The sequence below is a fragment of the Mycobacterium sp. RTGN4 genome (genome assembly GCF_033804635.1).
GTDB lineage: Bacteria > Actinomycetota > Actinomycetes > Mycobacteriales > Mycobacteriaceae > Mycobacterium.
In genome coordinates, this window is sequence record NZ_JAPZLB010000002.1 from 328,238 (window position 1) to 354,233 (window position 25,996).

Genomic DNA, 25,996 nt, shown 5'->3' on the forward strand with positions numbered 1-25,996 from the left:
CTGCCATTTCGGTGCATTTGCTGCCGATGCGCTGGCGTGGCGCCGCTCACACCCCTAGAAACCCCAGATCCCATCGGCACCATCGACTGCTGCCAATTGGCGTTCAAATCCTGCCAACCGGAAATCAACACCCCCACTTGCCTGTTGAACAAAACAGACCGGTTCGCGAAGTGCTTCGAAGCAAGTGCAGTGCGCCACGGTTGCAACAACGAAATTGATACCAAAGAAGGCACCATTATGCAGAAGATCACGTTTGCCACCGCCATTGCGTCCGTCATGACTGCCGGAGTTCTGGGACTGGCCGCGCCCGCCTCGGCCGACATCGGCCATCACGACTGGGTGAACAACATCACGAACCCGACCGCCCAGGTCCCCCACGTGGACACCACGGTTCACCAGAGCCACTGAGCCACCGACACAGTCGAACGACGGACACCCTTCGGGGTGTCCGTTTTTCGTTGTGAGCGGGGGCAACAGATCAGGGAACGTGGGGCTTGATTTCTTCGATCACCCACTGCGCGTAGTCGAGATATTCGTTGACGTCGGCCACCGGCGGGATCGGCACGGAACTGGTCGTGACGCCCAATGCGGCGAACCGGCCAAGCTTGTCGATGAGCTCCGGAGCAGTCATCCCGGGCTGCTGGGTGGGGTCGTCGATGACGACGTGGCCCTCACCGATCAGGGACGTACCGAGCCCGTAGCAGACCTCGAACGGTTCATCCCGAAATGTCGGCTGCGACTTGATGAATTCGATCTTCGCCGGGATCTCGTCCGGCTGAGTGAGGAATGGAATCCAGCCGGAGGCGAACCGCGCGGCGCGCCGCAGCGCCGCGTCGGCATCGCCTCCGATCCAGATCGGTAGGTGCGGCTTCTGGACCGGTTTGGGTTCGAACGCCACGTCGTCGAAGGACACGTACTCGCCGTCGAATTTCGGTGCGTCGCTGGTCCACAGCTCGATGATGGCGGCGAGGTACTCGTCGGCCATGCGACCACGCTGTCCGAATGGCACGCCAAGGATGCGGAACTCCTCTGCGTCCCAGCCGACACCGAACGTGACTACCATGCGTCCGCCGCTCAACCAGTCCGCAGTCGACAGGGCCTTGGCCATGATGATCGGGTGCTGCAAGGGCAGCAATGTCGCGGACGAGTTGATCGCGATGCGGTGCGTGGCGCCGGCCAGGAACGCCTGGGCGACCGTCGAGTGGAAGTAGTGCGGGCCCGACAACTCGACATGCGCACGCGGAACGATGAAATGCTCTGGGACGGTGATCATGTCGTAGCCGAGTTCTTCGGCACGTTGAGCAATCGTGGCCTGGTCCGGCCCGGTCACGTTGGACTCCCAGGGCTGGGTGAGCGCCTTCAGTCGCATCGAATGAGGAATGGGCAGTGCGAACTTCACGACATCGCCTCCAGTTTGGCGAGCTTGCCGACCTGCGCTGCGCTGAGATGTCCGGCCCGGTACATCCACGCCAATGTGTCGCGGTAGGTGGTGGCAACGTCACGGAAGCTCAGCCCGAGCTCACGTGTCGTCCGCTCGGCGTCGGCCCCCGGCCACCGCGTGGTGAATTCCATGCCGTCGCGCGTCAACGGAAAGTCGAAGTCGTGGACGCGCTTCAACGCGTCGCCGACGTAGCCCGCTGCGCGCAGCAGGGCGCCGGGAGCGGAGAAGTGACGCACGCTGCGGCCCGTGAGCTGGCAGACGAGCCGGTGAAGCTCCGGCCACGTCAGCATTTCGGCGCACGCCGCGTACCGGTGTGCCCCGTCGGGAAGCTCGAGCAGCTTTACGTGCAGCGTGGCCAGGTCGCGAACGTCGACGACCTGGAGACCGCTCGACGTGATCATGAAGACGTCCTTCATGAACGAGGCCAGCCCGGTGTTCACTTCGCTCATGCCGGGGTCGTCGGGCCCCGATATGGCCGCGGGATAACAGATTCGGATGTGTGCGCCGTTCACCTGAAGTCGGCGGACGTACGCTTCGGAGCGCGCCTTCGAGCGCGCGTAGGCCGTCGTCCCCGGCGCAATGGGAAGCGCGGGCGTCAGAGCCGGCCCGCCAGGCCGGAAGAACACCCCGAGGCTCGACACGTAGACGATGCTCGGAAGGCCCCGCTGCGCCGCCCCGCCGACCACCAGCTCGACACCCCGCACGTTGGTGTCCTCGACCATCCGGGCCATGGAGCGCCGCAGGTCGACGACGGCCGCGACATGGACGACCCCGTCGCAACCCACCAACGCCTCATCGACCGCCGCGGCGTCCGTCATGTCGCCGACCACTACGTCCTCGGGAACGAAACCATGTGGCGCGAACACGTTTCTCACCTTGCCGGGATCGCGCGCCAGGAGCCGCACGTCGTGGCCCGCGGCCACCAGCGCGCACGCGGTGTGCGACCCGGTGAATCCCGTGCCGCCCGTGACGAGCACCCTCATCGCTCGAATATCGCCGAGCGGCAGTCCGCGGATGTAAGTAGCCCACTACTCGAATTCCCGCCGATCCCTCGTCGGATTAACGTGAGATACGTGACTGAGCCCGATCCGCTTGAACTCGATGCCATGTTCGGCCAACTGCTGCACAGCGAGGATGCTGCCCTGACTGCGGCACGCGAGGCGGCCGACGCCGCTGGCATGCCCCGCATCGAGGTGTCCGCGCAGCATGCGAAGTTGTTGAACCTGCTCGCGAGGAGCACGGGCGCCACCCGGGTGCTCGAGATCGGAACGCTCGGCGGCTACAGCACGATCGCGCTGGCGCGCGGCGTCGGCCCCGACGGGAAGGTCGTCACGTTGGAATACGAACGCGCCCACGCCGACGTCGCCCGCAAGAACCTGCTGCGGGCCGACGTGTCCGACCGGGTGGAGATCGTCGTTGGGGCCGCGCTCGACAGCCTGCCCAACCTGGCCGACCGTGGTGACCGCTTCGACTTCTTCTTCATCGACGCCGACAAGGAGAACAACCCGGCCTACGTCGAATGGGCGGTGCGTCTGGCGGATCCGGGCGCGCTTATCGTGATCGACAACATCGCTCGGCAGGGCCGCGTGCTCGACCCGGCCCCCGACGATCAGCAGGCCCGCGCGGTCAAGGACATGTTCGTGATGATGGGCGAACACCCCAGGCTCGACACCGCGGCCATTCAGACGGTGGGCACCAAGGGCTGGGACGGATTCGCGGTCGCGCTGGTGAAGCCCTAAGCCGAACTACGACGCGCGCTAGCCGCAGACCGCCCCCTGCGCCGCAGAGCCGACCAGCTTGCGGTACTTGGCCAGCACTCCGGTGGGGTACTTCGGTGCGGGCGGGTTGAAACCCGCCTTGCGCGAATCGAATTCGGCCGCGTCGACCAGTACGTCCAGCGTGCCCTTGCCGACGTCGAGCCGGATCTTGTCCCCGTGCTCGAGGAACGCGATCGGGCCCGCGTCGACGGCTTCCGGCGCGACGTGCCCGACGCACAGTCCGGTGGTGCCGCCGGAGAACCGGCCATCGGTGAGCAGCAGCACGTCCTTGCCGAGCCCGGCGCCCTTGATGGCGCCCGTGATGGCGAGCATCTCGCGCATGCCGGGACCGCCCTTGGGGCCCTCGTAACGGATGACGACGACGTCGCCCGCGACGATGGTGCCGTCCTCCAACGCATCCATCGCGGCGCGCTCACCGTCGAAAACCCTTGCGGTGCCTTCGAACACGTCGGAGTCGAAGCCGGCCGACTTGACCACGGCACCTTCGGGGGCAAGCGAACCGTGCAGGATCGTGATGCCGCCGGTCGGGTGGATCGGGTTCGAGAGCGCGCGCAGCACCTTGCCGTCCGGGTCGGGCGGAGCGATGTGGGCGAGGTTCTCGGCCATGGTCTTACCGGTGACGGTCAGGCAATCACCGTGCAGCAGGCCCGCGTCCAGCAGCGCCTTCATGATGACCGGCACGCCGCCGATCTTGTCGACGTCGTACATCACGTGCTTGCCGAACGGCTTGACGTCCGCCAGGTGCGGAACCTTGGCGCCGACGCGGATGAAGTCGTCGAGCGTGAGCTTCACGTCGGCCTCGTGGGCGATCGCGAGCAGGTGCAGTACCGCGTTGGTTGACCCGCCGAACGCCATCACGACGGCGATCGCGTTGTCGAAAGCTTCCTTCGTCATGATGTCGCGGGCGGTGATGCCGCGCTTGAGCAACTCGACGACGGCCTCCCCGCTGGCTTTGGCGAAGCCGTCGCGGCGGCGGTCGCTGGCCGGCGGGGCCGCGCTGCCGGGCAGCGACATGCCGATGGCCTCGGCCGCGCTGGCCATGGTGTTGGCGGTGTACATGCCGCCGCACGCGCCCTCGCCGGGACAGATGGCGCGCTCGATGGTGTCGACGTCCTCGCGGGACATCAGGCCGCGCGAGCAGGCGCCGACCGCTTCGAAGGCGTCGATGATCGTCACGTCGCGCTCGCTGCCGTCCGAGAGCACGGCCTTGCCGGGCATGATCGACCCCGCGTAGAGGAACACGCTTGCCAGATCGAGTCGGGCGGCGGCCATCAGCATGCCTGGCAGGGACTTGTCGCAGCCGGCCAGCAGCACGGATCCGTCGAGCCGCTCCGCCATCATCACGGTCTCGACGCTGTCCGCGATCACTTCACGGGAAACCAGCGAGAAGTGCATGCCCTCGTGGCCCATCGATATGCCGTCGGACACCGAGATGGTCCCGAACTCCATGGGGAAGCCGCCCGCCGCGTGCACACCCTCTTTGACGGCCTTGGCCAGCCGGTCGAGCGAGAGATTGCAGGGCGTGATCTCGTTCCACGACGACGCGACGCCGATCTGCGACTTGACCCAGTCGTCGTCACCCATGCCGACCGCCCGGAGCATGCCGCGGGCGGCGGTCTTCTCGAGGCCGTCGGTGACGTCGCGGCTGCGGGGCTTGATATCGGGCGATGAGGGCATTGGTCAATTATGCCTTTGGCCTGCTAACCGACCAAACCATTTCCATACCCCTCCGGGGTATCCGGTACGGTGGGGTCATGAAGTCGCTCCCGGCCCTGCTGGCCGCCCTTGCCACCGCCCTGTTCCTGTCGTCCTGTAGCAGCCCAGCCACTGAGGAGCACGCCGGTCACGACCAGAGTGCCCCGCCGTCCTCCAGCGCAACTGCACCCGCCGCCTTCAATGACGCCGACGTGTCCTTCGCGACGAACATGATTCCGCACCACCAGCAGGCCGTCGAAATGTCCGCGATGGTGCCTGACCGGTCCACCAACCCGGAGGTCGTCAAGCTCGCCGCCGACATCTCAGCCGCCCAAGGTCCCGAGATCGAGACCATGAAGGCGTTTCTCGTTCAGTGGAACGCGGGCGGGTCCGACCACCAGGGCCATGGCGACATGGCAGGCGGAATGCAGATGGACGGCATGGTCGATCAGGCGACCATGACGAAGCTCGGGTCGCTCAAGGGGCCGGAATTCGACACACTGTGGCTCCAGTCGATGATCGGCCACCACGAAGGTGCCATCAAGATGGCGCAGGCGGAACTCGCAGGCGGCGCCAATGCCGATGCCAAGACGCTCGCGGGGCAGATCGTGACCGGGCAGCAGGCCGAGATCGTCACGATGAAGCAGATGCTGGGAGGGTGAGATGACGGAAAGCCAGTCCCCACATGGGTATTCGTCCAACAAGGACAACTACGCGAAGCGGCTTCGGCGAATCGAGGGGCAGGTCCGTGGCGTCGCGAAGATGATCGAGGACGACAAGTACTGCATCGACGTGCTCACCCAGATCAGTGCGGTCAACAGCGCGCTGCAGTCCGTCGCGCTTGGCCTGCTCGACGAGCATCTCGGCCACTGCGTGAGCCACGCCGTCGCCGAGGGTGGCGACGAAGCGGACAAGAAGCTCGCCGAGGCGTCGGCCGCCATCGCGAGGCTGGTGCGGTCCTGAGCGACGTGTCGGTCGTGCCCGCGACCATCGACGCGTTGGAGGCGTTCCAGCGTGATGCCGACGAGTTCGCCGAGCTCATCGCGAGCCCCGTGCCCGCGGGCTGGCCGGAGATTCCGGAGGGCATCGAGTTCACCATCGACAAGCTGCGCGAGCGACCGGACCAGGCCGGCTGGTGGCTGCACCTCTTCTTCGACTCGACCGGACGGCTGGTCGGATCGGGCGGTTTCGTGGGTCCGCCCGATGACGGTGTCGTCGAGGTCGGATATGAGATCGCGCCGGAATTCCGCAACCACGGCTACGCCACCGCCGCGGCCCGCGCGCTGGTCGCCAAGGCGTGCTCCGAAGGCGGGGTGCACACGGTCATCGCGCACACGCTGGCCAAGACCAACCCGTCGACGTCGGTACTCGGCAAGGCCGGCTTCGGTTTCGTCGGCGAACTGCCCGACGAGGAGCAGGGCACGGTGTGGCGCTGGGAGCTCCTGGTCGACTGAGCGGCTACTGCTTGGAGTAGGCCGTCGGGCGCACCACGATCACGATGCGGTCCGGGTGGTCGGGCGGCGGCTGGGTGAACGGGCCGCTGTAGCGATCGTTGAGGTGCATGTAGAAGTCGCCGTCTGGATCCGGCACCAATTCCACGACGTCGCCGCGCACCTCGAGGAACTTGTACGGGTTATCCGGGTCGATGACCGACATCGCCACCTGTGGATGTGCTGTGACATTGCGGTACTTCTGGCGCTTGTTCGTATGGGTGAAGCGGAGCAGTTCGCCGTCCCAGTCGAACCACATCGGGTTCACCTGCGCGGTGCCGTCCGGGCGGGTAGTGGCCAAATGGCCGTATAGCGGGCGCTCCAGCAGGTCCTGGTAGCCCTCGGGTATCGCGACCATGGCATTTCCGTTCGTTCGAAGAGAATTGGATGAAATCGAATGAAACCGTCTCCGCGGTGCAACGCAAAGGGGCGGAATTCCGTTACCGGCCCCTTGTCAATAGTGGGTTCGAAGTAACAATCCACTGCCGTCCGACGAACAACACTGCAGTTCAGGAGTGTCGGCGTCGGATCGTGCGCAGACCCCGTCGGGGTTCGCTGGCTTAGCCAGGACTTTTCGCTATGCGACACTGGAGTGAGTTATTCAATGGAGGTGAATCATGCCGCAACGGACTGTGAGGGGACTCGCTAGCGCGATCTTCGCGGCCGGATTGGTCGTTGGGATGGCTGTTGGCGGCCCGACCGCATGGGCCGATCCCGAGGTCAATCCCGATCCCGGTGCCATCAATGTGCCCCCGGTAGAGCAGCCTGGCCCGCCGCCGGAGGAAGTTCCACCGCCGCCCGCGCCGGTGGATCCGATGGCGTTGCCGCCAGCACCGCTGGATCCGATGGCGCCGCCGCCGGCAGATCCGCTGGGCTTGCCGCAGCCTTTGCCGCAGCCGACGGTCATTCCGGAGGGCACCCCCGCCGGTCAGAACCCGACCGCGTACACCGGCCCCCCGGTGTTCGCGCCGCCGACGTTCAACCCTGTCAACGGATCGATGGTCGGCGTCGGTAAGCCGATCTACATCAACTTCGCGCGTCCCATCGCCAACCGGCAGTTGGCTCAGGACGCGGTGCACGTCTCGTCCGTCCCGGCAGTGCCCGGCAAGTTCTACTGGGCCAGCGACACCCAGCTGCGCTGGCGGCCGTTGAACTTCTGGCCGGCCAACACCGTCGTCAACATCGACGCAGGCGGCACCAAGTCGAGCTTCCGCACCGGTGAATCCCTCATCGCGACGGCTGACAACGCCACCCACCAGATGACGGTCACCCGCAACGGCACGGTGGTTCAGACGTACCCGATGTCGATGGGCAAGACGGGTCACGACACCCCGAACGGGACCTACTACGTGTTGGAGAAGTTCCCCAGCATCGTGATGGACTCCGCGACCTACGGGGTGCCGAACACCTCGGCGCAGGGCTACAAGCTGACGGTGCAGAACGCCGTCCGGATCGACAACAGCGGCAACTTCGTGCACAGCGCGCCGTGGTCGACTGGCGACCAGGGCAAGCGCAACGTCAGCCATGGCTGCATCAACCTTGCCCCCGCAGCTGCGCAGTGGTTCTACGACAACTTCGGCAGCGGCGACCCCGTCATCATCAAGGGGTCGGTGGGCACCTACACCCAGCCCGACGGCGCCCAGGACTGGCAGGTCTAGTTACCAGATCCGCACGCGCAGTTCGGGATCCAGGAACAGCTCGTCGTCCGCGCTGACGTCGAATGCGTCGTAATACGCGTCGATGTTGCGGATGACACCGTTGCACCGGAATTCCGGCGGCGAGTGCGGGTCGGTGGCCAGTCGCCTGACCGCTTCCGCGTCGCGGGACTTGGTGCGCCACACCTGCGCCCAGCCGAAGAACACCCGCTGCACGCCGGTCAAGCCGTCGAGCACGGGTGCTTCGCGGTCGCCGAGCGACAATTGGTAAGCCAGTAGCGCGATCGACAGGCCACCGAGGTCGCCGATGTTCTCGCCAACGGTGAACGCGCCGTTCACGTGGTTGTCGCCGGTCAGTTGGCGGGGCACGAAGTGGTCGTACTGCTCGATCAATGCAGTTGTGCGAAGCCCGAATTCGGTGCGGTCACGGTCGGTCCACCAGTCGACGAGGTTGCCGTCCCCGTCGTACTTGGCCCCCTGATCGTCGAAGCCGTGCCCGATCTCGTGCCCAATCACCGCACCGATCCCGCCATAGTTGGCGGCGTCGTCGGCCTCGGCATCGAAGAACGGCGGCTGCAAGATGGCTGCGGGAAAGACGATCTCGTTCAACCCTGGGTTGTAATACGCGTTGACGGTCTGCGGCGTCATGAACCATTCGTCGCGATCGACCGGGCCGCCCAACTTGTCCAGCTCGCGGTCATAGGAGGCCGCATTGCCGCGCCGGTAGTTGCCGTACAGGTCACCGCGGTCGACCTCGAGTGTCGAATAGTCGCGCCAGCGGGCCGGATAACCGATCTTCGGAGTGAACTTGTCGAGCTTCTCCAGGGCGCGCTGACGCGTCTCGGGGGTCATCCACTCCAGGTCGGTGATGCTCGTGCGGTACGCCTCGCGCAGGTTCGCCACCAAGTCGTCCATCCGGGCCTTGGCGCCCGGCGGGAAGTGCCGTTCGACGTAGAGCTTGCCGACCGCGTCACCCATGAGGTTCTCGACGAGCCCGACGGCGCGCTTCCAACGGTCGCGCAGTTGTTCAGTGCCGGACAGTGTGCGGCCGTAGAACGCGAAGTTCTCCTCGACCAGGTCGTCGGTCAGCAGCGACGAGCGTCCGCTGATCAATTTCCAACGCAGCCAACGCTTCCAGTCCTCGATGGGCTCGCTCGCCCACGCCGCCGCGAACGCGGTGAGCGCATCGGGCTGACGCACCACGACCTCGGCCGCCCGCTCGGGGGAGGTCCCGATTGCGCTCACCCAGCCTGCCCAGTCGAAGCCGGGGGCCTCGGTGGGCAGGTCGGCGAAGCTGCGCAGGTTGTAGGTCAGGTCGGCGTCGCGGCGCTTGACGACGTCCCAGTGCGCCGCGGCCAGCTTGGTCTCCAAAGCGACGATGCGGACTGCCGTGTCGACGTGCTCGGCCTCATCGTCGGCGGGGCCGTAGACGAGCGCGAACATCCGCGCGATGTGCGCGGGGTACTCCGCAAGGATGGCCGCGTGCTGCGGGTCGCGGTAGTAGGACTCATCGGGCAACCCGAGCCCGGACTGGGACAGGTGCAGCAGGTAGCGCGTCGAGTCCTTGGAGTCGGTGTCGACGTACAGTCCGGTGCCGCCACCCACTCCTGTGCGTTGCAGCGCGCCGAGCAGGCCGGCCAGCGCGTCACGATCGGCGACGGCGTCGACCTCGGTCAGCTCGTCGAGCAGCGGTTGCACGCCGATACGGGCGATGGTGTCGGTGTCCATGAAGCTGGCGTACAGGTCGCCGATGCGCCGCTGGTCGGTCCCCACCGGCGCACCCGCTGAACCGATTCCCCGGTCGCTTCGCTCCTGCCCGCCGGAAGCGGCCTCGGTGATCAGTTCCCTGACCTGTTCCTCGGCACGGTCGGCGAGCAACCGGAAGGCTCCGTCGGTGGCACGGTCGGCGGGCATGGCGTAGTCGGCCAACCAGCGTCCGTTGACGTGGCCGAAGAGATCGTCCTGTGGGCGGGCGTCCGCGTCGACATGGGTCAGATCGATTCCGGAGTTCAACGTCGCAGTCACCCCTGCATCCTTCCAGATGCCCGCGGAGCGGGGTTTTGCCGCCGGGTAGCCTCACGCCCATGCCCGACGAGCCAGACCACGAACCCGTTCGGGGCGCGGACGGTGTCTTCACCGGCCTCGGGATCGGCTCGGCGGTGCTCGGCGCGGTGGCGCTGGTCGCGGTCGTGCTCGCCGGCCTGATCTGGACGGGACACCGCTCCGACGTCACCGAACGCGCCTATCAGTCGTCGGTGCTGCAGGCCGCCGCGAAGTGGACCGACGTTCTGATCAACATGAACAAAGACACCGTCGCGCAGAGCATGCAGACCCTGCACGACGGCACCGTCGGCCAACTCAACGCCAACTTCGAGCAAGCCGTTGAGCCCTTCAGCCAGGTGGTTCAGCGGCTACAGTCGCAGACCGTCGGTCAAGTCGAATCGGTCTCGATCGAGGCGCTGCACCATGCGGCCCCTGGAGACGCCGGCCTCGCGCCACCCCAGCAACCCGAGTTGGCGACCGTCTCCACGCGCACCGATACCGCGCTCGTGGTGGCCACCTCGGTCAGCCAGAATGCCGGCGCGAAGCCGCTGACGGTGCACTGGACGCTGCGGCTGGGCATCTCCGACGTCGACGGCAAGCTTCTGGTGTCCAGCCTGGAGACCATCCGATGAGTCTTGGCGTGTTTTCCAGAAATGGCCTCCGGGTGCTCGCGTTCGACCTGCTCGTTCCCATCGCGGCGATCGCGGCGCTGGTCTACGTCGGCATCGTCCTGACGTGGCCGCTGTGGTGGGTCTCGGTGTGCTCGGTGCTGTGTCTGCTGACCGTCCAGGGCGTCGTCGTCAACGGCGTGCTGTTCCGCAGGGACGGCGTCACGGTCGGAACCGACGACGACGGTCCCGGGCTGCGGTTTGCCGTCGTCGCGGTGGCCACGGCCGCGCTGGTGGGCGCCGTCGTGGTCGGCTACTTGCATTGGACCGGGCCGGACCGCGCGCTGCACCGCGACAGCGAGCAGGTCGTCGGCATCGCGAGCAGCGCGGCCGAAGCCTCCGCGACGTTCTCGCCGCAGAGCCCGACCGCGTCCCGCGATCGGGTGGTCGCTTTGATGACGCCGCGTGGCGCCGACAGTTACCGAACCGAATTCGATCCCATGGCAAAGGATTTGGCAAGTAAGAACCTGACTGTGTCGGCCAGCACGGTCTCAGCCGGGGTCGAGGCCATCGGACCGAACGACGCTGTCGTCGCGGTGATCATGCGCGGCACGCAGAACGCGCCGGGCCAGCCGCCCGTCGTGGTAGCGCTCCCGTTGCGGGTGAGCCTGACCAAGGACGGCGATCGCTGGCTCGTCGACGACTTGTCGCCGATCAACTCACGCTGACGCGCCACCCGCCGCGAGCAGGCGTCGGGTGAGTTCCACGGGCCGACTCAGCGCCATCAGATGACCGCCAGGCATCACGTCGACGTCGAGCCCAAGGCGCTCGCGGACGACGCGGCGCTGGAAGTCGAGCGGGAACAACCGGTCGTCGCTGCCGACAATGACGACGGTGGGCACCTGCGGCCACGCGGGCAACGGCCACGGCTGCTCGAAGGGCGTGTCGGACTCGGGTGGCTCGGGCTGGCGCAACGCCTCGTCGCGAAGCTCGGCGGGAACGTCGTGGAAGAAGTCCTCGACGACATCGAACTGCTTGTCACCCAACCCAATTCGACGGAAGTTCGCGACCATGGCCGATTTCTGTCCAGTGGCCGCCCACCACTTGCCCGCTGACTCGCCGGGGCTGGGCACCATCGGATTGACGAGCAACAGTTTTGACGTGGGTACGCGTGCGGCCACCATCGGGGCCGTGAAGGCGCCCATGGACTGACCGACGACGACCACGGGCTGATCGGAGTCGGCCACCGCGCGGCACGCGATGTCGGCGTAGGTGAACAAGTCGGCCGCGTCGTCGTCCATGGGCAGGTCCACTGCGATGGCGTCCACGCCCGCGGCCAGCAAAAGCGCTACGACGGGGTGCCAGTACCAGGCGCTGCCGCCCGCGCCGGGAATCAGGAGGTAGCGGGTGGACACTGGGCGGCGGGTGTCAGTCGGCGCGTTCGGCGCGCATCTTGGCGAACCGGTCGGACAGCCGCCGCATCCGGATCATCAACGACGCCGACGGGCTGACCGCGCCGTGGATGAACGACGCGAACTCGTCGGGCGGGATGCCGATTCGCGACGCGAACTCCTGTTGAGCCAGTCCGGAGCGATCGAGCAGCATGTGCACGTGGCGAGCCACCTCGGCACGTTCGTTGTCCTCGAGATGGGCGCGGGTGCGGGTCAGCACTTCGGCCATGGCCTTCGAAACGCCATATGGTCGTGCGGTTTCCAGCACTTCCTCGACCTGTCGTGCCGTCCGGCCGAAGGGGTCGCGCTTGATCGCGGTGACGATGCGCTGCCACGTCGTCAGATCGTCGGTCTCCAAGGCCGCCCGGATCGACGAGGTCGGCCAGAATTCGACAGGGCGCTTGTCCACCGGCGGTGGCCGCCGCGGCGAGGACGGTGCCCCGCCACGGGGGCGGTTGGAGGAAGCGTCGCTACGTGCATCCGTAGACAACGTCACCTCGCCTCCTCCAGCATCGCGACCGCCACCGACAGGCAGCGCTCTCGCACTCGTGCCCAATCTTCCTGCGCGTCCGGCCCCGACGTCGATTCGTCGTCCTCGTCCGACGGGTGCGGGTCGGCCAGGCGACGGACCAGTTGGGTGGCCACCCACTGCCTTCGTGAGCGCTGCCCACAGTAATACCGGTCCATTCCGGCCAGCACCACGGCCGCAGTTTGAGTCTCCATGGACTCGACCAAATCGGCAAACTCGCTGAAGTCCTTGGCGCTGTTCCGGCACATGATCAGGTAGCTCTTGAGGCGCAGCGTTTCGGCACCGGTCGGGATCTGCAGCCGGTCACCGGTGGGCAGCTGGACGTTGGTGGTCTCCATAGGGCTTAGCCGTCGCACCACGGGGGGATCGGTCGCGGCGGCGGTGGACAGTGCGTCGAGTGCGACGGAGAGCCGCCCGCGCCACATGGTGACGGGGTGGATCGGCTGACGAATTCGCACCGTGCGACCCGCGCCGTTGGGCGGGGCCGGCGGGTGCGCGCCGTTGGTGCCGTTCGGCTTGGGTGCGCCGTTGGTTCCGTTGCGCGCCCCGTTGACCTTGCCGTTGATCTTCTGCGGCCGGGCCCGGGGTTGCGGAACCTTGGGCCCGTCACCGACCTTGGCGTGTCCGCCGAAGGCGGGGCTGGCGGGCAGGCAGCCGCTGAAGGCCAGCGGGTCGGCGACGATGATGGATTTCGGGGCGAGGGTCTTCATCTTCGCCGCCGACCTCACCACGGTGCGAAGTTCGGAGCCCGACGGTCCGAGCGCCGAGATGTCGTCGGGGATGATGACCAAGTCGCCGATGTCCACCTTCGGCAGCGGCTTCTCGAAGTCCACCGAGGGCAGTACGCGATCGAGCCAGGCAGGCAGCCACCAGTTCCACTGGGCGAACATCGCCATCAGTGCAGGGACGAGCACCAGGCGCACCACGGTGGCGTCGACGGCGATCGCAACGGCACACGCCACGCCCAGCTGCGCCACCAGGGGCATTCCGGCGAATGCGAAGCCGATGAACACCGCGATCATGATGAGCGCCGCACTGGTGATGGTGCGGGCGCTGGTGCTGACGCCGTAGGCCACCGCGTCGCGGGTGTTGTTGGTCTGCAGGAACCGTTCCCGGATGCGGGTCAGCAGGAAGATCTCGTAGTCCATGGACAAGCCGAACGTCATCGCGAGCACCAGCGGCGGGATGGTGCTGTCGATCGACGCGATGGGCTCGAGGCCCAACGACTCCAACCAGCCCCACTGGAAGACCGCGACGAGACTTCCGTAGGCGGCCGCCACGGACAGCACGGTCATGAGCACGCCCTTGAGCGCCAGGAACACCGACCGGATCGAGATCAGCAACATCACGAAGGCGATGAGCGCGACGAACACGAACACCAGCGGCTGCGTCGAGCCCACTCGGTCGTCGAAGTCCTTGAGTAACGCGGTCGGCCCGCCGACGTCGACTCCGATGCCGGGACCGGTCGCCTCCGGCACGTTGTGACGCATCCAGTCGACGGCCGTGCGCGCGCCCGGGTCCTCCGGATCGACGGAGAGCACCGCGGACATCAGCGCGCTGCGGTTGTCGTCACCGAACACCGGCGGGGACACGGTGACGACGTTCGGGCCCTGAGTCATCTTCTGCTGCACCGCATCCAGGGCCGCCGTGTGCTCGGGCCCGTTGGCGTTGTGGTCGGGGAACGTCACCAGCACCTTGACCGGACCGAGCGCACCGGGCCCCAGGGCCTGCGCCGCAGCGCTGACGCCGCCCCGGATTTCGTGTGTGGGCTCGAACTGCCGCAGCAGGCTGTTGCCGAGCGTCATCGAGAACGCGGGGGCCGCCAACGTAAGTAGGAAGGTTGCCGCGGCGATGGCCGACACCCACGGCCGTCGCATCACCCAGCCGACCCAGCGGGTCCAGAACCGGGACTGGGTGGTGTCGGGTCGGCGCGAGACGTGCAGCCACGACGAACGCTTGGCGGCGGCCCTGCCGAAGGTCGCGAGCACTGCCGGCGTCAGCGTCGTCGATGTCAACACCGCGACGGCGACCGCGAGGATCGCTCCGGTCGCCATGGACGACAGCACCGGGGTGTTGATGAGGTAGATCCCCGTCATCGAAGCGATCACCGTCAGGCCGGAAAGCAGCACTGCGAGCCCCGAGGTCGCCATCGCGGCGTCCGCGGCCTGCTCCGGTTCGCGCCCAGACCGCAGTTCTTCCCGGAACCGCATCAAGATGAAGAGCGAATAGTCCACCGCCAGCGCGATGCCGAACATCGACACGGTCGACGTGACGAACACCGACATCTGCGTGATCATCGACAGCAGATAGACAAGGCCCATGGTGACGACGACCGTGCAGACGCCAAGTACCAGTGGCATCGCGGCCGCCGCCAACGATCCGAAGACCGCCAGCAAGACGATCAGGACGATCGGCAGGTTCCACCTCTCGGCGCGGGCGATGTCGTGTTTGGTGGCCTCACCGGCGGCCGCGCCGAGTGCGCCCTGCCCGATGACGTAGAGCTTGACCTTGCCGTTCTCGAGTTCGCCTGGCTTTTCGCCGTCGATGCCGACCTTTGCGCGCAGTTGCTTGGCCACGTTGGTGGTGCCGTCGGCGAAGTTCGTCTGGAGCATGACGACGTACGGGCGGTCCGGTTGTGGCGGCGGTTGCTGCGGGTTCGGGACGACCTTGACGCTGGGGACCTCGGCGGCGATGCGCTCGAGTTGGGCGACCGCGGCGGTCATGTCCGCGAACGACGCGTCCGCATTGGGCGCGGCGACCAATCCGAGCGGGGAGGCGCCTTGATCGGGGAAGTGGTCCTCGACCGCGTATTCGACGTTCTGCGACTGCGAGCCCGCGACCTCGAAGCCGCCACCCGTCAGATTGCCCGACTGGTTGAGCGCGAGGTAGATCGAGGGCACCAGCAGGAGCAGCCAGCACACGAAGACCGCCCAGCGGTATTTGCGCAGGTTGCTGCTCAACCGCATCATGAACTGCTGGATGGCGGACCTCTGCCTTCTTCCTGGCGTTTCGTAGCGAAAGCCTACAACAGCGTGGGGTAAGGTGACCGGCCCGCGCGAGGCAGGCGGCCTCCCAGCAGGGGCTGAAGGCGCTCCCGTCCTGCCGTATCGAGCCAACCGGGGTCCGCGTTACTACCTGAATGTTTGCTGTACGCGTTGGGTGGGCGCTCCCGTCGATGGCCACCTCCATGGGCAGACCAATCAGGCGCTCACCACCATCTCGCAACAGCAGCAGGCGGGGGGCGGCGTTCCTGGCGGTTTGCCGGGAGCGCAGTCGACCGCACAGACCTCGACGGTGCCCGGCGGCGTCGGCCCGGTTCAGTCCACCGCGGCGCCGTCGGCCGCTCGGGGTCCCGGTCCACTGCCGGGGCCTTACGAGGCCACGGTCGGCTAACCGCGCACCATGCCGGCGACCCGCCCCAACGGTGCACGCCAAGCCCATGACCAGCGCGTTCGGGCGTTTGCAGAATTGGTTGATCGCAAGGCAAGAAAGTGCGAACCGATTCTGCTTAGCTTCTGGTAGTCGGTAACCGTGGTTGGTTACGGCCCCCCATTGAGCCTGCAGAATTCGCGAAGGAGCTTGACCATGTTGCTCTCGGTCCGTGCTGGGCGGCGTGTGGTAGCTGGTGCGCTTGGCGCCGGTGCCATTGCCGGTGCCATGCTCGTCGGTACGATCCCGTCGGCCTTGGCCGATGACCCGGCCCTGAATCCGCCGAACTGCACCGCGGCCGACCTGGCGGGCGTCGCATCCGGGGTCTCGGCCTCGACGTCGGGCTACCTCTTCACCCACCCGGACGTGAACTGGTTCTTCACCAGCCTCGAGGGCCTGCCGCGTGATCAGGTTCGCACCAAGGTCGCCGACTACTTGAGCAACAACCCGACGGTGAAGGCCGACCTGACGGGCATTCGCCAGCCCTTGGTCGATCTGAAGGACCGTTGCGGCTCGGCGCCTGCACCAGCAATTCCGTAGCCCCCGTGCGGGTTGGGGATCCACCGGCACATGACAGCGCAGTTCACATGGTGCTCATGGTCGACGACGACCCGGACGTCAGGACTTCGGTTGCCCGCGGACTGCGGCATTCGGGTTTCGACGTGCGGGTCGCAGCGACCGGCAAGGAAGCGCTGAGGCTCCTCTCCAATGAGACGCACGACGCGTTGGTGCTGGACGTTCAGATGCCAGAACTCGACGGCGTGGCCGTCGTGACGGCGTTGCGCGCGCTCGGCAATGACATTCCGATCTGCGTGCTGTCCGCCCGCGACACGGTCAACGACCGCATCGCGGGACTAGAGGCTGGCGCGGACGACTACCTCACCAAGCCCTTCGACCTCGGCGAGCTGGTCGCACGCCTACACGCACTGCTGCGCCGCTCCAGTCACAGCGACCGGCCATCCGACACGATGACGGTCGGGCCGTTGACCATCGACACGGCGCGGCGGTTGGTGTTCGTCGCCGGTGAACGGGTCGAGCTCACCAAGCGGGAGTTCGACCTGCTGGCAGTGCTCGCCGAGAACGCAGGCGTCGTGTTGTCCCGCCAGCGCTTGCTCGAGTTGGTATGGGGTTACGACTTCGACGTCGACACCAACGTCGCCGACGTATTCATCAGCTATTTGCGGAGGAAGCTCGAACGCGAGGGTCAGCCGCGCGTGATCCACACGGTGCGCGGGATCGGTTACGTCCTCCGCGACGACCAGTAGCCTCGCCACGGTGCGCTTCCCACGGTTCGGCCGGTCGGCGTCACTGCGTACCCGGGTCGCCGTCGCTTCGGCGCTCGCGGCGTCGGCGGTGGTGGCGGCCTTCACCGTGCTCACCTCGGTCGTGTTGCTGAACAACGATGCGGCGCAACTGGATCGGCGGCTGGATTCGATCGTCGAGGCCAGCATGTATCCCGACCAGTCCGGTGACCCCCGGCGCGGGGTGCTCACCACCGGCCGGTCGCGGTCCACCGGCCAGGTGGTCTTCCAGCGGGGCTTCCAACTACCCAGGTTGGAACCGGGTACCGCCACCGTCCTGGTCAACGGCGTCGACTATCGGGTGCGGACCATCCCGCTGGCCCAACAGGGCAATGCCGTGCTCATCTCGATCGGCATTCCGGCTGAGGGCGCGCTGCTCAACCGCGCCAGGATTCCGCTGTACACCGCGGTCGGCGTCGTCACCGTGCTGATCGCAGCGGGCCTGGGCTGGATGTTGGCCGGGCCTGCGGTGCGACCCTTGCGCAGGCTCACCGAACAGACCATGCGGCTGGGCAAGGGTGGCGAGCAGATGGAGGCGGTCAAGGGTGCGCGGGAGGCCGAGGAGCTCTCCGACGCGATGGTCGGGATGCTGAGCCGGCTGACCACGGCCCAGCAGGCCACCACGAACTCGCTGCAGGCCGCCCAGGACTTCGCGGCCAATGCGGCGCATGAGCTGCGCACCCCGCTGACGGCCATGCGGGCCGATCTCGACACCCTGCGCCTTCACGATCTCCCTGACGACGAGCGCGATGAGGTGGTTGGTGACCTCGCCCGCGCCCAGCGGAGGGTGGAGGCCATCATCACCGCGCTCGGTCAACTCGCTTCTGGTCAGTTGGCGCAGGACGAAGACCGCGAAACCCTCGACGTCACAGACCTGCTCGACCGTGTCGCGCGCGAGAACATGCGGATCGGTACCGCCGAGATCGTCGTCGACGCCGAGCACATCGGCACCATTGAGGGCTGGCCGGGCGGGTTGCGGCTCGCGGTCGACAACCTGGTCCGCAATGCGGTCACCCATGGCGCGGCCAGCCGCATCGTGCTGACCGCGCGGCGCGAGCAGGGTGCCCTCGACGTGGAGACCGGCCAGCGTGAAGCCGAGTCGCTCACCATCGTCGTCGACGACAACGGGCGCGGACTACCCGCAGAAGAACACCAGCTGGTGATGGGACGGTTCGCCCGCGGAACCACTGCCGCGGCAGGCGGTTCGGGGCTTGGCCTGGCGCTGGTGGCTCAACAAGCTGCGTTGCACGGCGGCCACGTCGAGCTGTCCGACAGTCCGCTGGGCGGCTTGCGGGCGACGCTTATATTGGCGACTTCGCCTGGGCGGGAGCCGGATTGGCCCGCCCTCTCGACGCTCAGCGCCGAGTCCGTACAGCCGCGACACCGCGCCAGCCGAGTATCAGGATGGCGGTCACCACCGAAGCGACCACCAAAAAGCTGAACGCGGTGCCTTGAGCGGTCAACTTGCGCAACAGCATTCCGACGACGACGGTGCCAATCCACACGCCAAGCCCGGTCGGTGACAACGCGGTCGGGCGGCGCCATCCCCGCGTGGCCAGCCAACCCACCGCGGTGCCCGTCAGGAACGGCCACGCCGTCTCCGCGACGCCGCTCAGTGTGATGCCCTCGGCGTGGCTGCGCCTGCCGATCGCGCAGAACACCACGACGCAGGCGACGTCGACGAGCAATGCGACGGCCGTGGTCCGCACCCGGGCGGGGCTAGCCGTTGTCATAGGTCATGACGTCGAGTACCACCGGGCTGACTCCTGCCTCCGGCCGCGAACCGGATCCCGGCGCCAACGGCGCGGGCTTGCCGGCCAGCAGCGGATCGAGCAGGTCCGTCGACGCCAGTCGGCCGTCCAGCGTGAAGTCCTTGAAGACGAACGGCAACCCGTTGGAGCGCAACGGGTCCGGCGTGCTCATCACGTGAAAATGCAGATGTGGCGCGTCGCTGTTGCCGGTATTTCCGAGGTTGCCGAGCACCTGCCCGGTGGTGAGTTGATCGCCCACCTTGACCTTGACCGTGCCTGTCTTCAGGTGTGCGTAGAAGGCGTAGTTTCCGTCCCCGATGTCCTGGACGACGTGGTTGCCGCCGTACTGGTCGAGCGGTAGCCCGGTGGGACCCGTACCGGGCACCTGCTCGGGCAGTCCGTCGACCACGCCGACGACGGGGCCGTCGGCGACGGCATGGATGTCGGTGCCGAAATAGGGATAGCTCTCGGTCTTGTCCTTGGGTCCCTTGAACACGGTGCCGTCAGGGCTCAGCTGGAGGTAGTCGATCGCGAACCGCTCGGCCCCCCAGAGCCCGCCGTCGAGTGGGTTCATCGCCATCCGGTGGGCCGTCATGTCGCAACAACTGTTGCCGTCCAACCAGTTTGGACCGGAAAGTGGCGGTGAGATAGCGGCCGGCTTATGGGTGGACACAGTTACCGGCGCTACGTGCTCGCTCACCGTGGCGGGTATCAGCGGCGGCATCGGCTTGGCCACGTTCACGACGATGGTGTGGGAAAGGTCGGTAGGGGCGGGTGTGCCGTTGTCGACCACCACATCCAGCCACACCACGCCTGCCTGTCCTGGGCCGAGTGTGGTGGTTGGCTTGGTGCCTGCGCCGAGCGCGCGCGTCCAGTACGCCAACTTGTCGCCAGCCAACGTCAGCAGCGTCCGGTCGCCCGCATTGACCGCCAGCGAGGCGAGCGTGACGTCACTGCCCATCGCGTTCGTCACCTGCAGTTCGTAAGCCAGGTGGACCTTGCCGTCGGTGGCGGGCACCGGCACGGGCGCTGCCACGACGGTGGCGAGCACCGGGGTCACCGCGGGAGCAGGAGCGGGCGGCGCCGCTGCGCTCGAAGGGGTGGGCTTGGAGTCGGTTCCACATCCGGCGATGAGCACCGCGACACCCAGCACCGAAAGTGTTTTCCACTCAACAGATTTCATAGCCATCCTAGGGCTCGGGTTCATGCCTGGCTTCGGGGTCGGGGCTGAACTGTGCGCTCTCCGGGGTGGCAGCCTCGAGGGTGGCGTCGGGATCGATGTCCTTCTCCGTTCGGAAGACGAAGAAGAACACCACCCACCCGATCGCCGAGATGAAGATCCAGCTGACCATCCGGTAGATGAGCATCGCGGAGATCGCGGACGCCAAGGTCATGCCGCTCGACACCAGGCCCGGAACCAGCACCGCCTCCACGACGAGCAGACCACCGGGCATCAGCGGGATCGACCCCACCGCGCGGGCGGCGGCGTAGGCGACGGTCAACGCGGCAAGCGACGGCCGGCCGCCTGCTGCGTACGCGGCGAATGCCAGGCAGGCCACGTCGGCGATCCAGTTGAAGAGCGACCAGCTGAACGCCGTCGTCAGTGCGCGCCTGCTCAGCTGCACCGACTCCAGCTGCTGGAGCATCTCGCGCCATTTGTCCAATCCGGTGTCGGCCGGCTTGCCCCGCACCGAGTTGACCCACGAAAGGATCCGCACGCCGATGCCGTCGATCTGTTGCGGGTTCTTGGCGACGGTCTGGGCGAGCAAGAGCAGTGCGACGAACCCGCCAAGCGTGAAGATCAGGGACAACGGATTCCGGCTGGCGCCAAGCAGAAACGCGCCCGCGAGGCCGATGAGCGCCAGCCCGACGACCTGAAGTACCCCGGACATCACCAGCTGCCAGGACGCCACCATGGGTGACGCGCCCCAAATCCGTTGCTGCCGATACATGAACGTCGCCGAGAGCACGGGCCCGCCCGGCATCGTCGTCGACAACGCATTGCCTGCATAGAACGCCGACTCCGAGCGCCGCTGCTTGACGTACACCCCGGCCGACTTCAGTAGGGCGCGCTGAATCTGGGCGAAGCTGTGCATCGAGGCGGCCGCAGCGAACGCCGCGGCAAGCACCCACCACCAGTTGGCCGATAACAGGCTTCGCCAGGCCTTCGCGAGTTGGTCCCACACCAGCACGACTTCGACCGCGAGCACGGTGACGGCGACACCGATGACCACCCACCGCAGCCACCAGTATTTGCCGCGCGTGCGGCCCATCTGGCGGCGAGCGCCGCTAGCTGTTGACATCTCCCGGGTCGCTTCGCTCCTGCCCTCCGGGACGTCCTGGGACACGCCCTACAGGGTAACGGCGCGCGCACGCAGGAAGAACAAGCGTCTTGAGGGCGCGCCGAGGCCGTTACAGTACCGACATGCCATGGGCCCCATCCGTCGATTCCGAAGCAGATTCGTCCGTCCAACCGCTGGTCCGGAAGGCGGCGGCCTGGTCGTGGCGCTTGCTGGTGATCCTCGCCGCGTTCGTCGCGCTGCTGTGGCTGATCACGAAGCTCGAGTTCATCGTGGTTCCGGTCGCGCTGGCGACCATGATCACGGCGATGCTGGTCCCCGTCGTGGACTGGCTGGACCGACGCGGGCTGCCGCGCGGGGCCGCCGTCGCCATCGTGATCCTCACGGGCTTCATCGTGGTCGGCGGAATTCTGACGTTCGTCGTGCTTCAGTTCATCGAAGGCGCACCTGCTCTCGTCGAACAGGTGACGGCCAGCATCAACGGCGCCAAGGAATGGCTGACCACCGGGGTGTTCTCCCACTTCAGCACCGAACAACTGGACAAATTCAGCAAGGGCGCGATCGACGCCCTGCAGAACAACCAGGCCAAGCTGACCAGCGGTGTGTTCGCCACCGCGGGCACCATCACCGAGATCGTCACCGGTGCGCTGCTGGTGCTCTTCACGCTCATCTTCCTGCTGCAGGGCGGGCGGCATATCTACGCCTTCACCACGCAGATCTTCCCGACGTCGGTGCGGGAACGCGTACGGGACGCCGGACGGGCCGGGTTCCATTCGCTGATCGGCTATGTGCGCGCCACGTTCCTCGTCGCGCTTGTCGACGCCGTCGGCATCGGGGCCGGGCTGGCGATCATGGGGATCCCCCTTGCGCTGCCGCTGGCGTCGCTGGTCTTCCTCGGTGCGTTCATCCCGCTCGTCGGCGCCGTGGTCGCGGGCGGGCTGGCCGTGATCGTCGCGTTGATCGCCAAGGGTTGGGTGTTCGCGCTGATCACGTTGGGGCTGATCATCGCGGTGCAGCAACTGGAGGCGCACATCCTGCAGCCGCTGGTGATGGGGCGGGCGGTGTCCGTGCATCCGTTGGCCGTCGTGCTTGCCATCGCCGCGGGCGCCGTGCTCGCTGGAATCATCGGGGCGCTGCTGGCCGTGCCGATCGTGGCGGTAATCAACAGCGCGGCAAGGGTTTTGCTCGCTGACGACCCGGCCGCCGAGGAGCAGGCGCTGGATGCCGAAGTGGGTCCGAGGATCAGGTCCGAATCAGACGACGTAGATCGTAAAGACGAGCCAGCCCTTAAAGCCGACCCTCCCGCCGCAGCAGGTCCGCAGCACTGACGCCCCCGCCGCGACGTTTGCGTTCGTCGTCGCGGGTATCGATCTTCTCGGTGGCATCCGCTTCCGGCTTCTGCGCGGGGATGGCGGTGGTGGGTGGCTCGTTTCCTGGAGGTGCGTTCTGCGGGGGCTTCTGTGCCCGCGGGCGCTGCTCCGGGATGGCCCTCGTCGGCGGCTCATTCGACGGCGTCGCCGCGCCTGCGCCGCTCGCACGTAGGTCGCCCAGCCACGATTCGATCTCACGGCCGGCGGCGGCGCTGCTGCCCCTGCCGGAAGCCGGAGGCTTGCCCGCGGCTCGCGGTGGTGCGCCCCCGCCCTTCGGCGCCGAGAACCGGGTCGTCGGAGCCTCCCCGACAGGCGCGGCCGGGGCGGTCGGAATGCGTGTGGTGCTTGCCGCCGACGGCGGATTGGCGCGCGGCGGGGTAGGCGGGCGCCCAGGCGGGATGGCCCTGGGCCCGTCCGGATGGCCGGGATCGTGCGGTGGCCGCGGTCGGTTGGGTGGTGGCACGGGCGCGCCCGCACCGACGAGGGCTTCCTCCGGCTCTCTGACGGTGGGCCGCTTGCGTTCGTCGGGCAGTTCGGTCTCGCCGAGTCCGAGCTTTTCCTGAACGCGCTTAAGCCAACGCGGCGCCCACCAGCAGTCGTCACCCAGCAGCTTCATGATCGCAGGCACCAGGAACATCCGGATGATCGTGGCGTCAAGGAGCAGCGCGATGAGCAGGCCGAAGGCCAGGTACTTCATCATCACCAGGTCCGAGAACACGAAGGCACCCGCGACGACGGCCAGGACCAAGGCGGCACCGGTGATGAGCCGACCCGTCGTGGCGGTACCTATTCGGATGGCTTCGGCGGTGGACATGCCGCGCTCCCTGGCCTCGACCATGCGAGACACGAGGAAGACCTCGTAGTCGGTCGAGAGCCCCCAGATCACCGCAATGATCAACCCGATCATCGGTGCCATCAGCGGCTGCGGGGTGTAGTTCATCAGGCCGGACCCGTGTCCGTCGACGAACATCCACGTGAGGATGCCCATCGTCGAGCCGAGCGTGAGGGCGCTCATCAACGCGGCCTTGATCGGCAGCACCAGCGATCCGAACGCCAGGAACATCAGGATCGTCGTCGTGGTGATCAGGAACACCGCCATCAGCGGCAGCTTGGCGAACAAGCTGTGGATGCTGTCCTGCTCCAGCGCGGGCGTACCGCCGACCCACACCGTGACGTCCTTCGGAGTCTGCATGTTCCGGAGTTCGTCGATCTTCTTGGCGGCGTCGTTGCGGTTCTCCAACCCGTTCTGAAGCACGCACGGTTCGTCCTTGGCATCGCACGGATGCAGTTGGCCGTCCGCGCCCTTCGGGATCGCGGAGTTCGTGACGTCCGGCGCGACCGGGCGCTCGTCCCACGTGCCTGAGAAGCCCGAGATCTGGGTGGCCTTGTTCTTGACGTCGGCGATCTGCGCGGGCGTCGCGTTCTGGATGACCAGGGTCAGCTTCTCGGTGCGATACCCGGGGAAGCTCTCATCGAAGGCCTTCTGCGCATTGCGCACCGAGTTGTCGGGCGGCAGGTACTTCTCGCTGATGCCGCCGAGCGCAAGCTGGCCCAGCGGAATGATGAGGATGACCATCACGATGACGATGGGCGCGGCGAACGCGATCGGCCGCTTCATCACGCGGTTGACCAGCTTGCCCCAGAAACCCTTCTCGACCTCTTCGCGGGTCTTGGTCTTCTGCGTCTTCTCCGCCAGCCAGTGCAGCCACCAGACGATGGGGGTGCGTGCCAGTTCGACGGCGCGTGCGATTGCGAGTCCGGCGATGACCACCGCGACGAAGATGACGATGCCGAGCAGGATCCAGAACAGCGCACCGACGACGATGCCTGCGTCGCGCAGCGCGTAGATCCCCCAGGTGAGTGCGGCCATCAGCGCGGTGTAGCCGAGCACCAGTCCGATGGTGGCCAACCCGGCGCCGCGTTCCCCAGTGGTGCGGATGCGCTGGCGGGCGATGTGGCCGAGCGCGATGCCGACCGGTGGCACGAGTACGCCGAGCGGGATCGACGCAATGGCGAACGTGTTGGTTTGCGGGTTGTTGGGGTCGGATCGGATCGGATCGGGCTCGGCGAACTTGATCAGCGTCTTGACGCCGAGTGCGTCGACCCGGGGGCCCAGGATGGCAAGCGCGGCCGCCAACACGGTGTTCGAGAGGATCGCCGCGAGCATGACCGAGGCGATGATCGCGTAGGTGATCGACTTCAGGAAGCCCTGCGGGAACAGCAGCAGCGGCACGGACGACGCCACGATGATCACCGCGGAGAACATGACCGTCCGACCGGAGGTCATCATCGTTCTTCGGATCGCGGTCTCGGTGTCGTAGCCCTCGGCGATTTCCTCTCGGAACCGGCTCACGATGAAGAGCCCGTAGTCGATGGCGATGCCCAAGCCGATGAGCGTGACCACCGGCTGGGCGAAGAAGTGCACAGGCGTGAATTCGGCGACCAGCCGCATGATGCCCAGTGCGCCTGCGATGGTCAGGCCGCCGATGACAGCTGGCAGGGCAGCCGCGATCACTCCGCCGAAGACGAAGAACAGCACCACCGACACCAGCGGGATGGCCGCTACCTCGGCGCGCTGCTGGTCCTCACCGATGGTGCCCGTCAGCTCGCTGGCGATGGGTTGCAATCCGGCCAGCTTGATGCCGCCGTCATCGACCTTTTGCAGATCGGGCGCAATGGCCTTGTAGTTCTTGAGGATGGTGTCGTCGTCGTTGCCCTTGAGCGGCATGACGATGAACGTGCGCGTCCCGTCGTTGGCGATCGCCTTGTTGGTGGTCGGGTCGCCGGTGGGGCTCTTGAGGTAGCCCTGCCAGGACAGCACCTGGTCGGGATGGTCGGACTGGACCTTGTCGAGCTCGTCCTTGACCTGCTTCGACCATTCGGGGTCGTTGACCTTCTTGCCGTCCGGAGCGTCGAGCACGCCGACGATGTGGCTCAGCCGGTCGCGGCCGTAGACGTTGTCGGCGAGCTCAGAGGCCGCGACGGACTGGCTGCTTTCGTCGTAGAAGCCGCTCTGCGTGACGTGCTCGCCGAGGCTCATCCCGTAGATGCCGCCGCCGACGCAGAGTGCGACCATGACGCCGATAACTACGTATCGGAATCGGTACACAGTTCGACCCCACCAGGCGAACACGCTCAACTCCTCACGATCTTCT

Annotated in this window: 25 protein-coding genes; 13 read left to right on the plus strand and 12 right to left on the minus strand. The window is 66.9% G+C overall.

The genetic code is table 11. The annotated features are described in order from the left end of the window. Window positions 1–36 precede the first annotated feature (36 nt). Window positions 37–408 carry a hypothetical protein gene (locus SLQ30_RS05530; protein ID WP_319447687.1) on the plus strand — a complete coding sequence of 124 codons (372 nt, stop codon included), beginning with the start codon at window positions 37–39 and terminating at the stop codon, window positions 406–408. A 70-nt stretch (window positions 409–478) separates the two neighbouring features. Here the strand turns inward: SLQ30_RS05530 and SLQ30_RS05535 are convergent, their stop codons facing one another. After that, window positions 479–1,399 (minus strand): TIGR03619 family F420-dependent LLM class oxidoreductase, encoded by a 921-nt coding sequence (locus SLQ30_RS05535; protein WP_319447563.1) that lies wholly within the window; start codon window positions 1,397–1,399, stop codon window positions 479–481. Then, on the minus strand, window positions 1,396–2,424 hold the full coding sequence (locus SLQ30_RS05540; RefSeq protein WP_319447562.1) for an NAD-dependent epimerase/dehydratase family protein: 1,029 nt from the start codon (window positions 2,422–2,424) through the stop codon (window positions 1,396–1,398). Before SLQ30_RS05540 ends, SLQ30_RS05535 begins: the two co-directional genes overlap by 4 nt. Before the next feature lie 123 nt (window positions 2,425–2,547). Between SLQ30_RS05540 and SLQ30_RS05545 the strand changes: the two genes are divergently transcribed. Continuing rightward, window positions 2,548–3,180 (plus strand): O-methyltransferase, encoded by a 633-nt coding sequence (locus SLQ30_RS05545; RefSeq protein ID WP_413467946.1) that lies wholly within the window; start codon window positions 2,548–2,550, stop codon window positions 3,178–3,180. Between the two features lie 18 nt (window positions 3,181–3,198). On the opposite strand, the gene ilvD is transcribed toward SLQ30_RS05545, so the two are convergent. After that, a complete protein-coding gene (gene ilvD / locus SLQ30_RS05550) occupies window positions 3,199–4,896 on the minus strand; it encodes a dihydroxy-acid dehydratase (RefSeq protein WP_319447560.1) in 1,698 nt (565 codons plus the stop codon). Between the two features lie 77 nt (window positions 4,897–4,973). Here ilvD and SLQ30_RS05555 point away from each other — a divergent pair, with 77 nt between their 5' ends. Genes SLQ30_RS05555 through SLQ30_RS05565 form a run of 3 tightly spaced genes read left to right on the plus strand, consistent with a single transcriptional unit; the run spans window position 4,974 to window position 6,368 of the window. After that, window positions 4,974–5,576 carry a DUF305 domain-containing protein gene (locus SLQ30_RS05555; protein ID WP_319447559.1) on the plus strand — a complete coding sequence of 201 codons (603 nt, stop codon included), beginning with the start codon at window positions 4,974–4,976 and terminating at the stop codon, window positions 5,574–5,576. A gap of 1 nt (window position 5,577) precedes the next feature. Then, window positions 5,578–5,877: a metal-sensitive transcriptional regulator gene (locus tag SLQ30_RS05560; protein WP_319447558.1), complete on the plus strand. Its 300-nt coding sequence runs from the start codon at window positions 5,578–5,580 to the stop codon at window positions 5,875–5,877. 14 nt (window positions 5,878–5,891) lie between these two features. Beyond that, on the plus strand, window positions 5,892–6,368 hold the full coding sequence (locus SLQ30_RS05565) for a GNAT family N-acetyltransferase (RefSeq protein ID WP_319447557.1): 477 nt from the start codon (window positions 5,892–5,894) through the stop codon (window positions 6,366–6,368). Window positions 6,369–6,372: 4 nt separating this feature from the next. Here the strand turns inward: SLQ30_RS05565 and SLQ30_RS05570 are convergent, their stop codons facing one another. After that, entirely contained in the window at window positions 6,373–6,762 is a 390-nt protein-coding gene (locus SLQ30_RS05570) for a PPOX class F420-dependent oxidoreductase (RefSeq protein ID WP_319447556.1), read from the minus strand. A gap of 259 nt (window positions 6,763–7,021) precedes the next feature. On the opposite strand from SLQ30_RS05570, the gene SLQ30_RS05575 reads away from it, so the two are divergent. Further along, window positions 7,022–8,062, plus strand: a complete 1,041-nt coding sequence (locus SLQ30_RS05575; RefSeq protein WP_319447555.1) for a L,D-transpeptidase — start codon at window positions 7,022–7,024, stop codon at window positions 8,060–8,062. Here SLQ30_RS05575 and SLQ30_RS05580 read toward each other — a convergent pair whose 3' ends face one another. Beyond that, window positions 8,063–10,084: a M13 family metallopeptidase gene (locus SLQ30_RS05580; protein WP_319447554.1), complete on the minus strand. Its 2,022-nt coding sequence runs from the start codon at window positions 10,082–10,084 to the stop codon at window positions 8,063–8,065. Window positions 10,085–10,143: 59 nt separating this feature from the next. On the opposite strand from SLQ30_RS05580, the gene SLQ30_RS05585 reads away from it, so the two are divergent. Next, the gene (locus SLQ30_RS05585) at window positions 10,144–10,734 is read left to right on the plus strand and encodes a hypothetical protein (RefSeq protein ID WP_319447553.1); all 591 of its coding nucleotides are present in this window, start codon (window positions 10,144–10,146) and stop codon (window positions 10,732–10,734) included. Between the two features lie 8 nt (window positions 10,735–10,742). Continuing rightward, window positions 10,743–11,438, plus strand: a complete 696-nt coding sequence (locus SLQ30_RS05590; RefSeq protein ID WP_319447552.1) for a hypothetical protein — start codon at window positions 10,743–10,745, stop codon at window positions 11,436–11,438. Here SLQ30_RS05590 and SLQ30_RS05595 read toward each other — a convergent pair. Genes SLQ30_RS05595 through SLQ30_RS05605 form a run of 3 tightly spaced genes read right to left on the minus strand, consistent with a single transcriptional unit; the run spans window position 11,430 to window position 15,659 of the window. Further along, the gene (locus SLQ30_RS05595; RefSeq protein ID WP_319447551.1) at window positions 11,430–12,125 is read right to left on the minus strand and encodes an alpha/beta hydrolase; all 696 of its coding nucleotides are present in this window, start codon (window positions 12,123–12,125) and stop codon (window positions 11,430–11,432) included. The genes SLQ30_RS05590 and SLQ30_RS05595 overlap by 9 nt on opposite strands. A 13-nt stretch (window positions 12,126–12,138) precedes the next feature. Continuing rightward, window positions 12,139–12,657 (minus strand): XRE family transcriptional regulator, encoded by a 519-nt coding sequence (locus tag SLQ30_RS05600; protein ID WP_413467935.1) that lies wholly within the window; start codon window positions 12,655–12,657, stop codon window positions 12,139–12,141. Beyond that, window positions 12,654–15,659 carry an MMPL family transporter gene (locus tag SLQ30_RS05605; protein ID WP_319447550.1) on the minus strand — a complete coding sequence of 1,002 codons (3,006 nt, stop codon included), beginning with the start codon at window positions 15,657–15,659 and terminating at the stop codon, window positions 12,654–12,656. Before SLQ30_RS05605 ends, SLQ30_RS05600 begins: the two co-directional genes overlap by 4 nt. A gap of 73 nt (window positions 15,660–15,732) precedes the next feature. On the opposite strand from SLQ30_RS05605, the gene SLQ30_RS05610 reads away from it, so the two are divergent. The 4 genes from SLQ30_RS05610 to SLQ30_RS05625 all read left to right on the plus strand — a co-directional run bounded on the left by SLQ30_RS05610 (window position 15,733) and on the right by SLQ30_RS05625 (window position 18,861). Then, the gene (locus SLQ30_RS05610; protein ID WP_319458308.1) at window positions 15,733–16,083 is read left to right on the plus strand and encodes a hypothetical protein; all 351 of its coding nucleotides are present in this window, start codon (window positions 15,733–15,735) and stop codon (window positions 16,081–16,083) included. A gap of 192 nt (window positions 16,084–16,275) precedes the next feature. After that, the gene (locus SLQ30_RS05615) at window positions 16,276–16,659 is read left to right on the plus strand and encodes a heme-binding protein (protein ID WP_319447548.1); all 384 of its coding nucleotides are present in this window, start codon (window positions 16,276–16,278) and stop codon (window positions 16,657–16,659) included. Window positions 16,660–16,706: 47 nt separating this feature from the next. Further along, window positions 16,707–17,384 (plus strand): response regulator transcription factor, encoded by a 678-nt coding sequence (locus tag SLQ30_RS05620; protein WP_319447547.1) that lies wholly within the window; start codon window positions 16,707–16,709, stop codon window positions 17,382–17,384. A 10-nt stretch (window positions 17,385–17,394) separates the two neighbouring features. Beyond that, window positions 17,395–18,861, plus strand: a complete 1,467-nt coding sequence (locus tag SLQ30_RS05625; protein ID WP_319447546.1) for a HAMP domain-containing sensor histidine kinase — start codon at window positions 17,395–17,397, stop codon at window positions 18,859–18,861. On the opposite strand, the gene SLQ30_RS05630 is transcribed toward SLQ30_RS05625, so the two are convergent. Genes SLQ30_RS05630 through SLQ30_RS05640 form a run of 3 tightly spaced genes read right to left on the minus strand, consistent with a single transcriptional unit; the run spans window position 18,776 to window position 21,474 of the window. After that, window positions 18,776–19,153, minus strand: coding sequence for a DUF3054 domain-containing protein (locus tag SLQ30_RS05630; protein WP_319447545.1), 378 nt, complete (start codon window positions 19,151–19,153; stop codon window positions 18,776–18,778). The two genes, SLQ30_RS05625 and SLQ30_RS05630, sit on opposite strands and share 86 nt — an antisense overlap. Further along, on the minus strand, window positions 19,140–20,354 hold the full coding sequence (locus tag SLQ30_RS05635; protein WP_319447544.1) for a M23 family metallopeptidase: 1,215 nt from the start codon (window positions 20,352–20,354) through the stop codon (window positions 19,140–19,142). The genes SLQ30_RS05630 and SLQ30_RS05635 overlap by 14 nt, the downstream gene beginning before the upstream one ends. 7 nt (window positions 20,355–20,361) lie before the next feature. Continuing rightward, on the minus strand, window positions 20,362–21,474 hold the full coding sequence (locus SLQ30_RS05640; RefSeq protein ID WP_319447677.1) for a YbhN family protein: 1,113 nt from the start codon (window positions 21,472–21,474) through the stop codon (window positions 20,362–20,364). Window positions 21,475–21,596: 122 nt separating this feature from the next. Between SLQ30_RS05640 and SLQ30_RS05645 the strand changes: the two genes are divergently transcribed. After that, on the plus strand, window positions 21,597–22,799 hold the full coding sequence (locus SLQ30_RS05645) for an AI-2E family transporter (RefSeq protein WP_319447543.1): 1,203 nt from the start codon (window positions 21,597–21,599) through the stop codon (window positions 22,797–22,799). Here SLQ30_RS05645 and SLQ30_RS05650 read toward each other — a convergent pair. After that, entirely contained in the window at window positions 22,759–25,974 is a 3,216-nt protein-coding gene (locus SLQ30_RS05650; RefSeq protein WP_319447542.1) for an MMPL family transporter, read from the minus strand. The genes SLQ30_RS05645 and SLQ30_RS05650 overlap by 41 nt on opposite strands. Window positions 25,975–25,996: the final 22 nt, after the last annotated feature.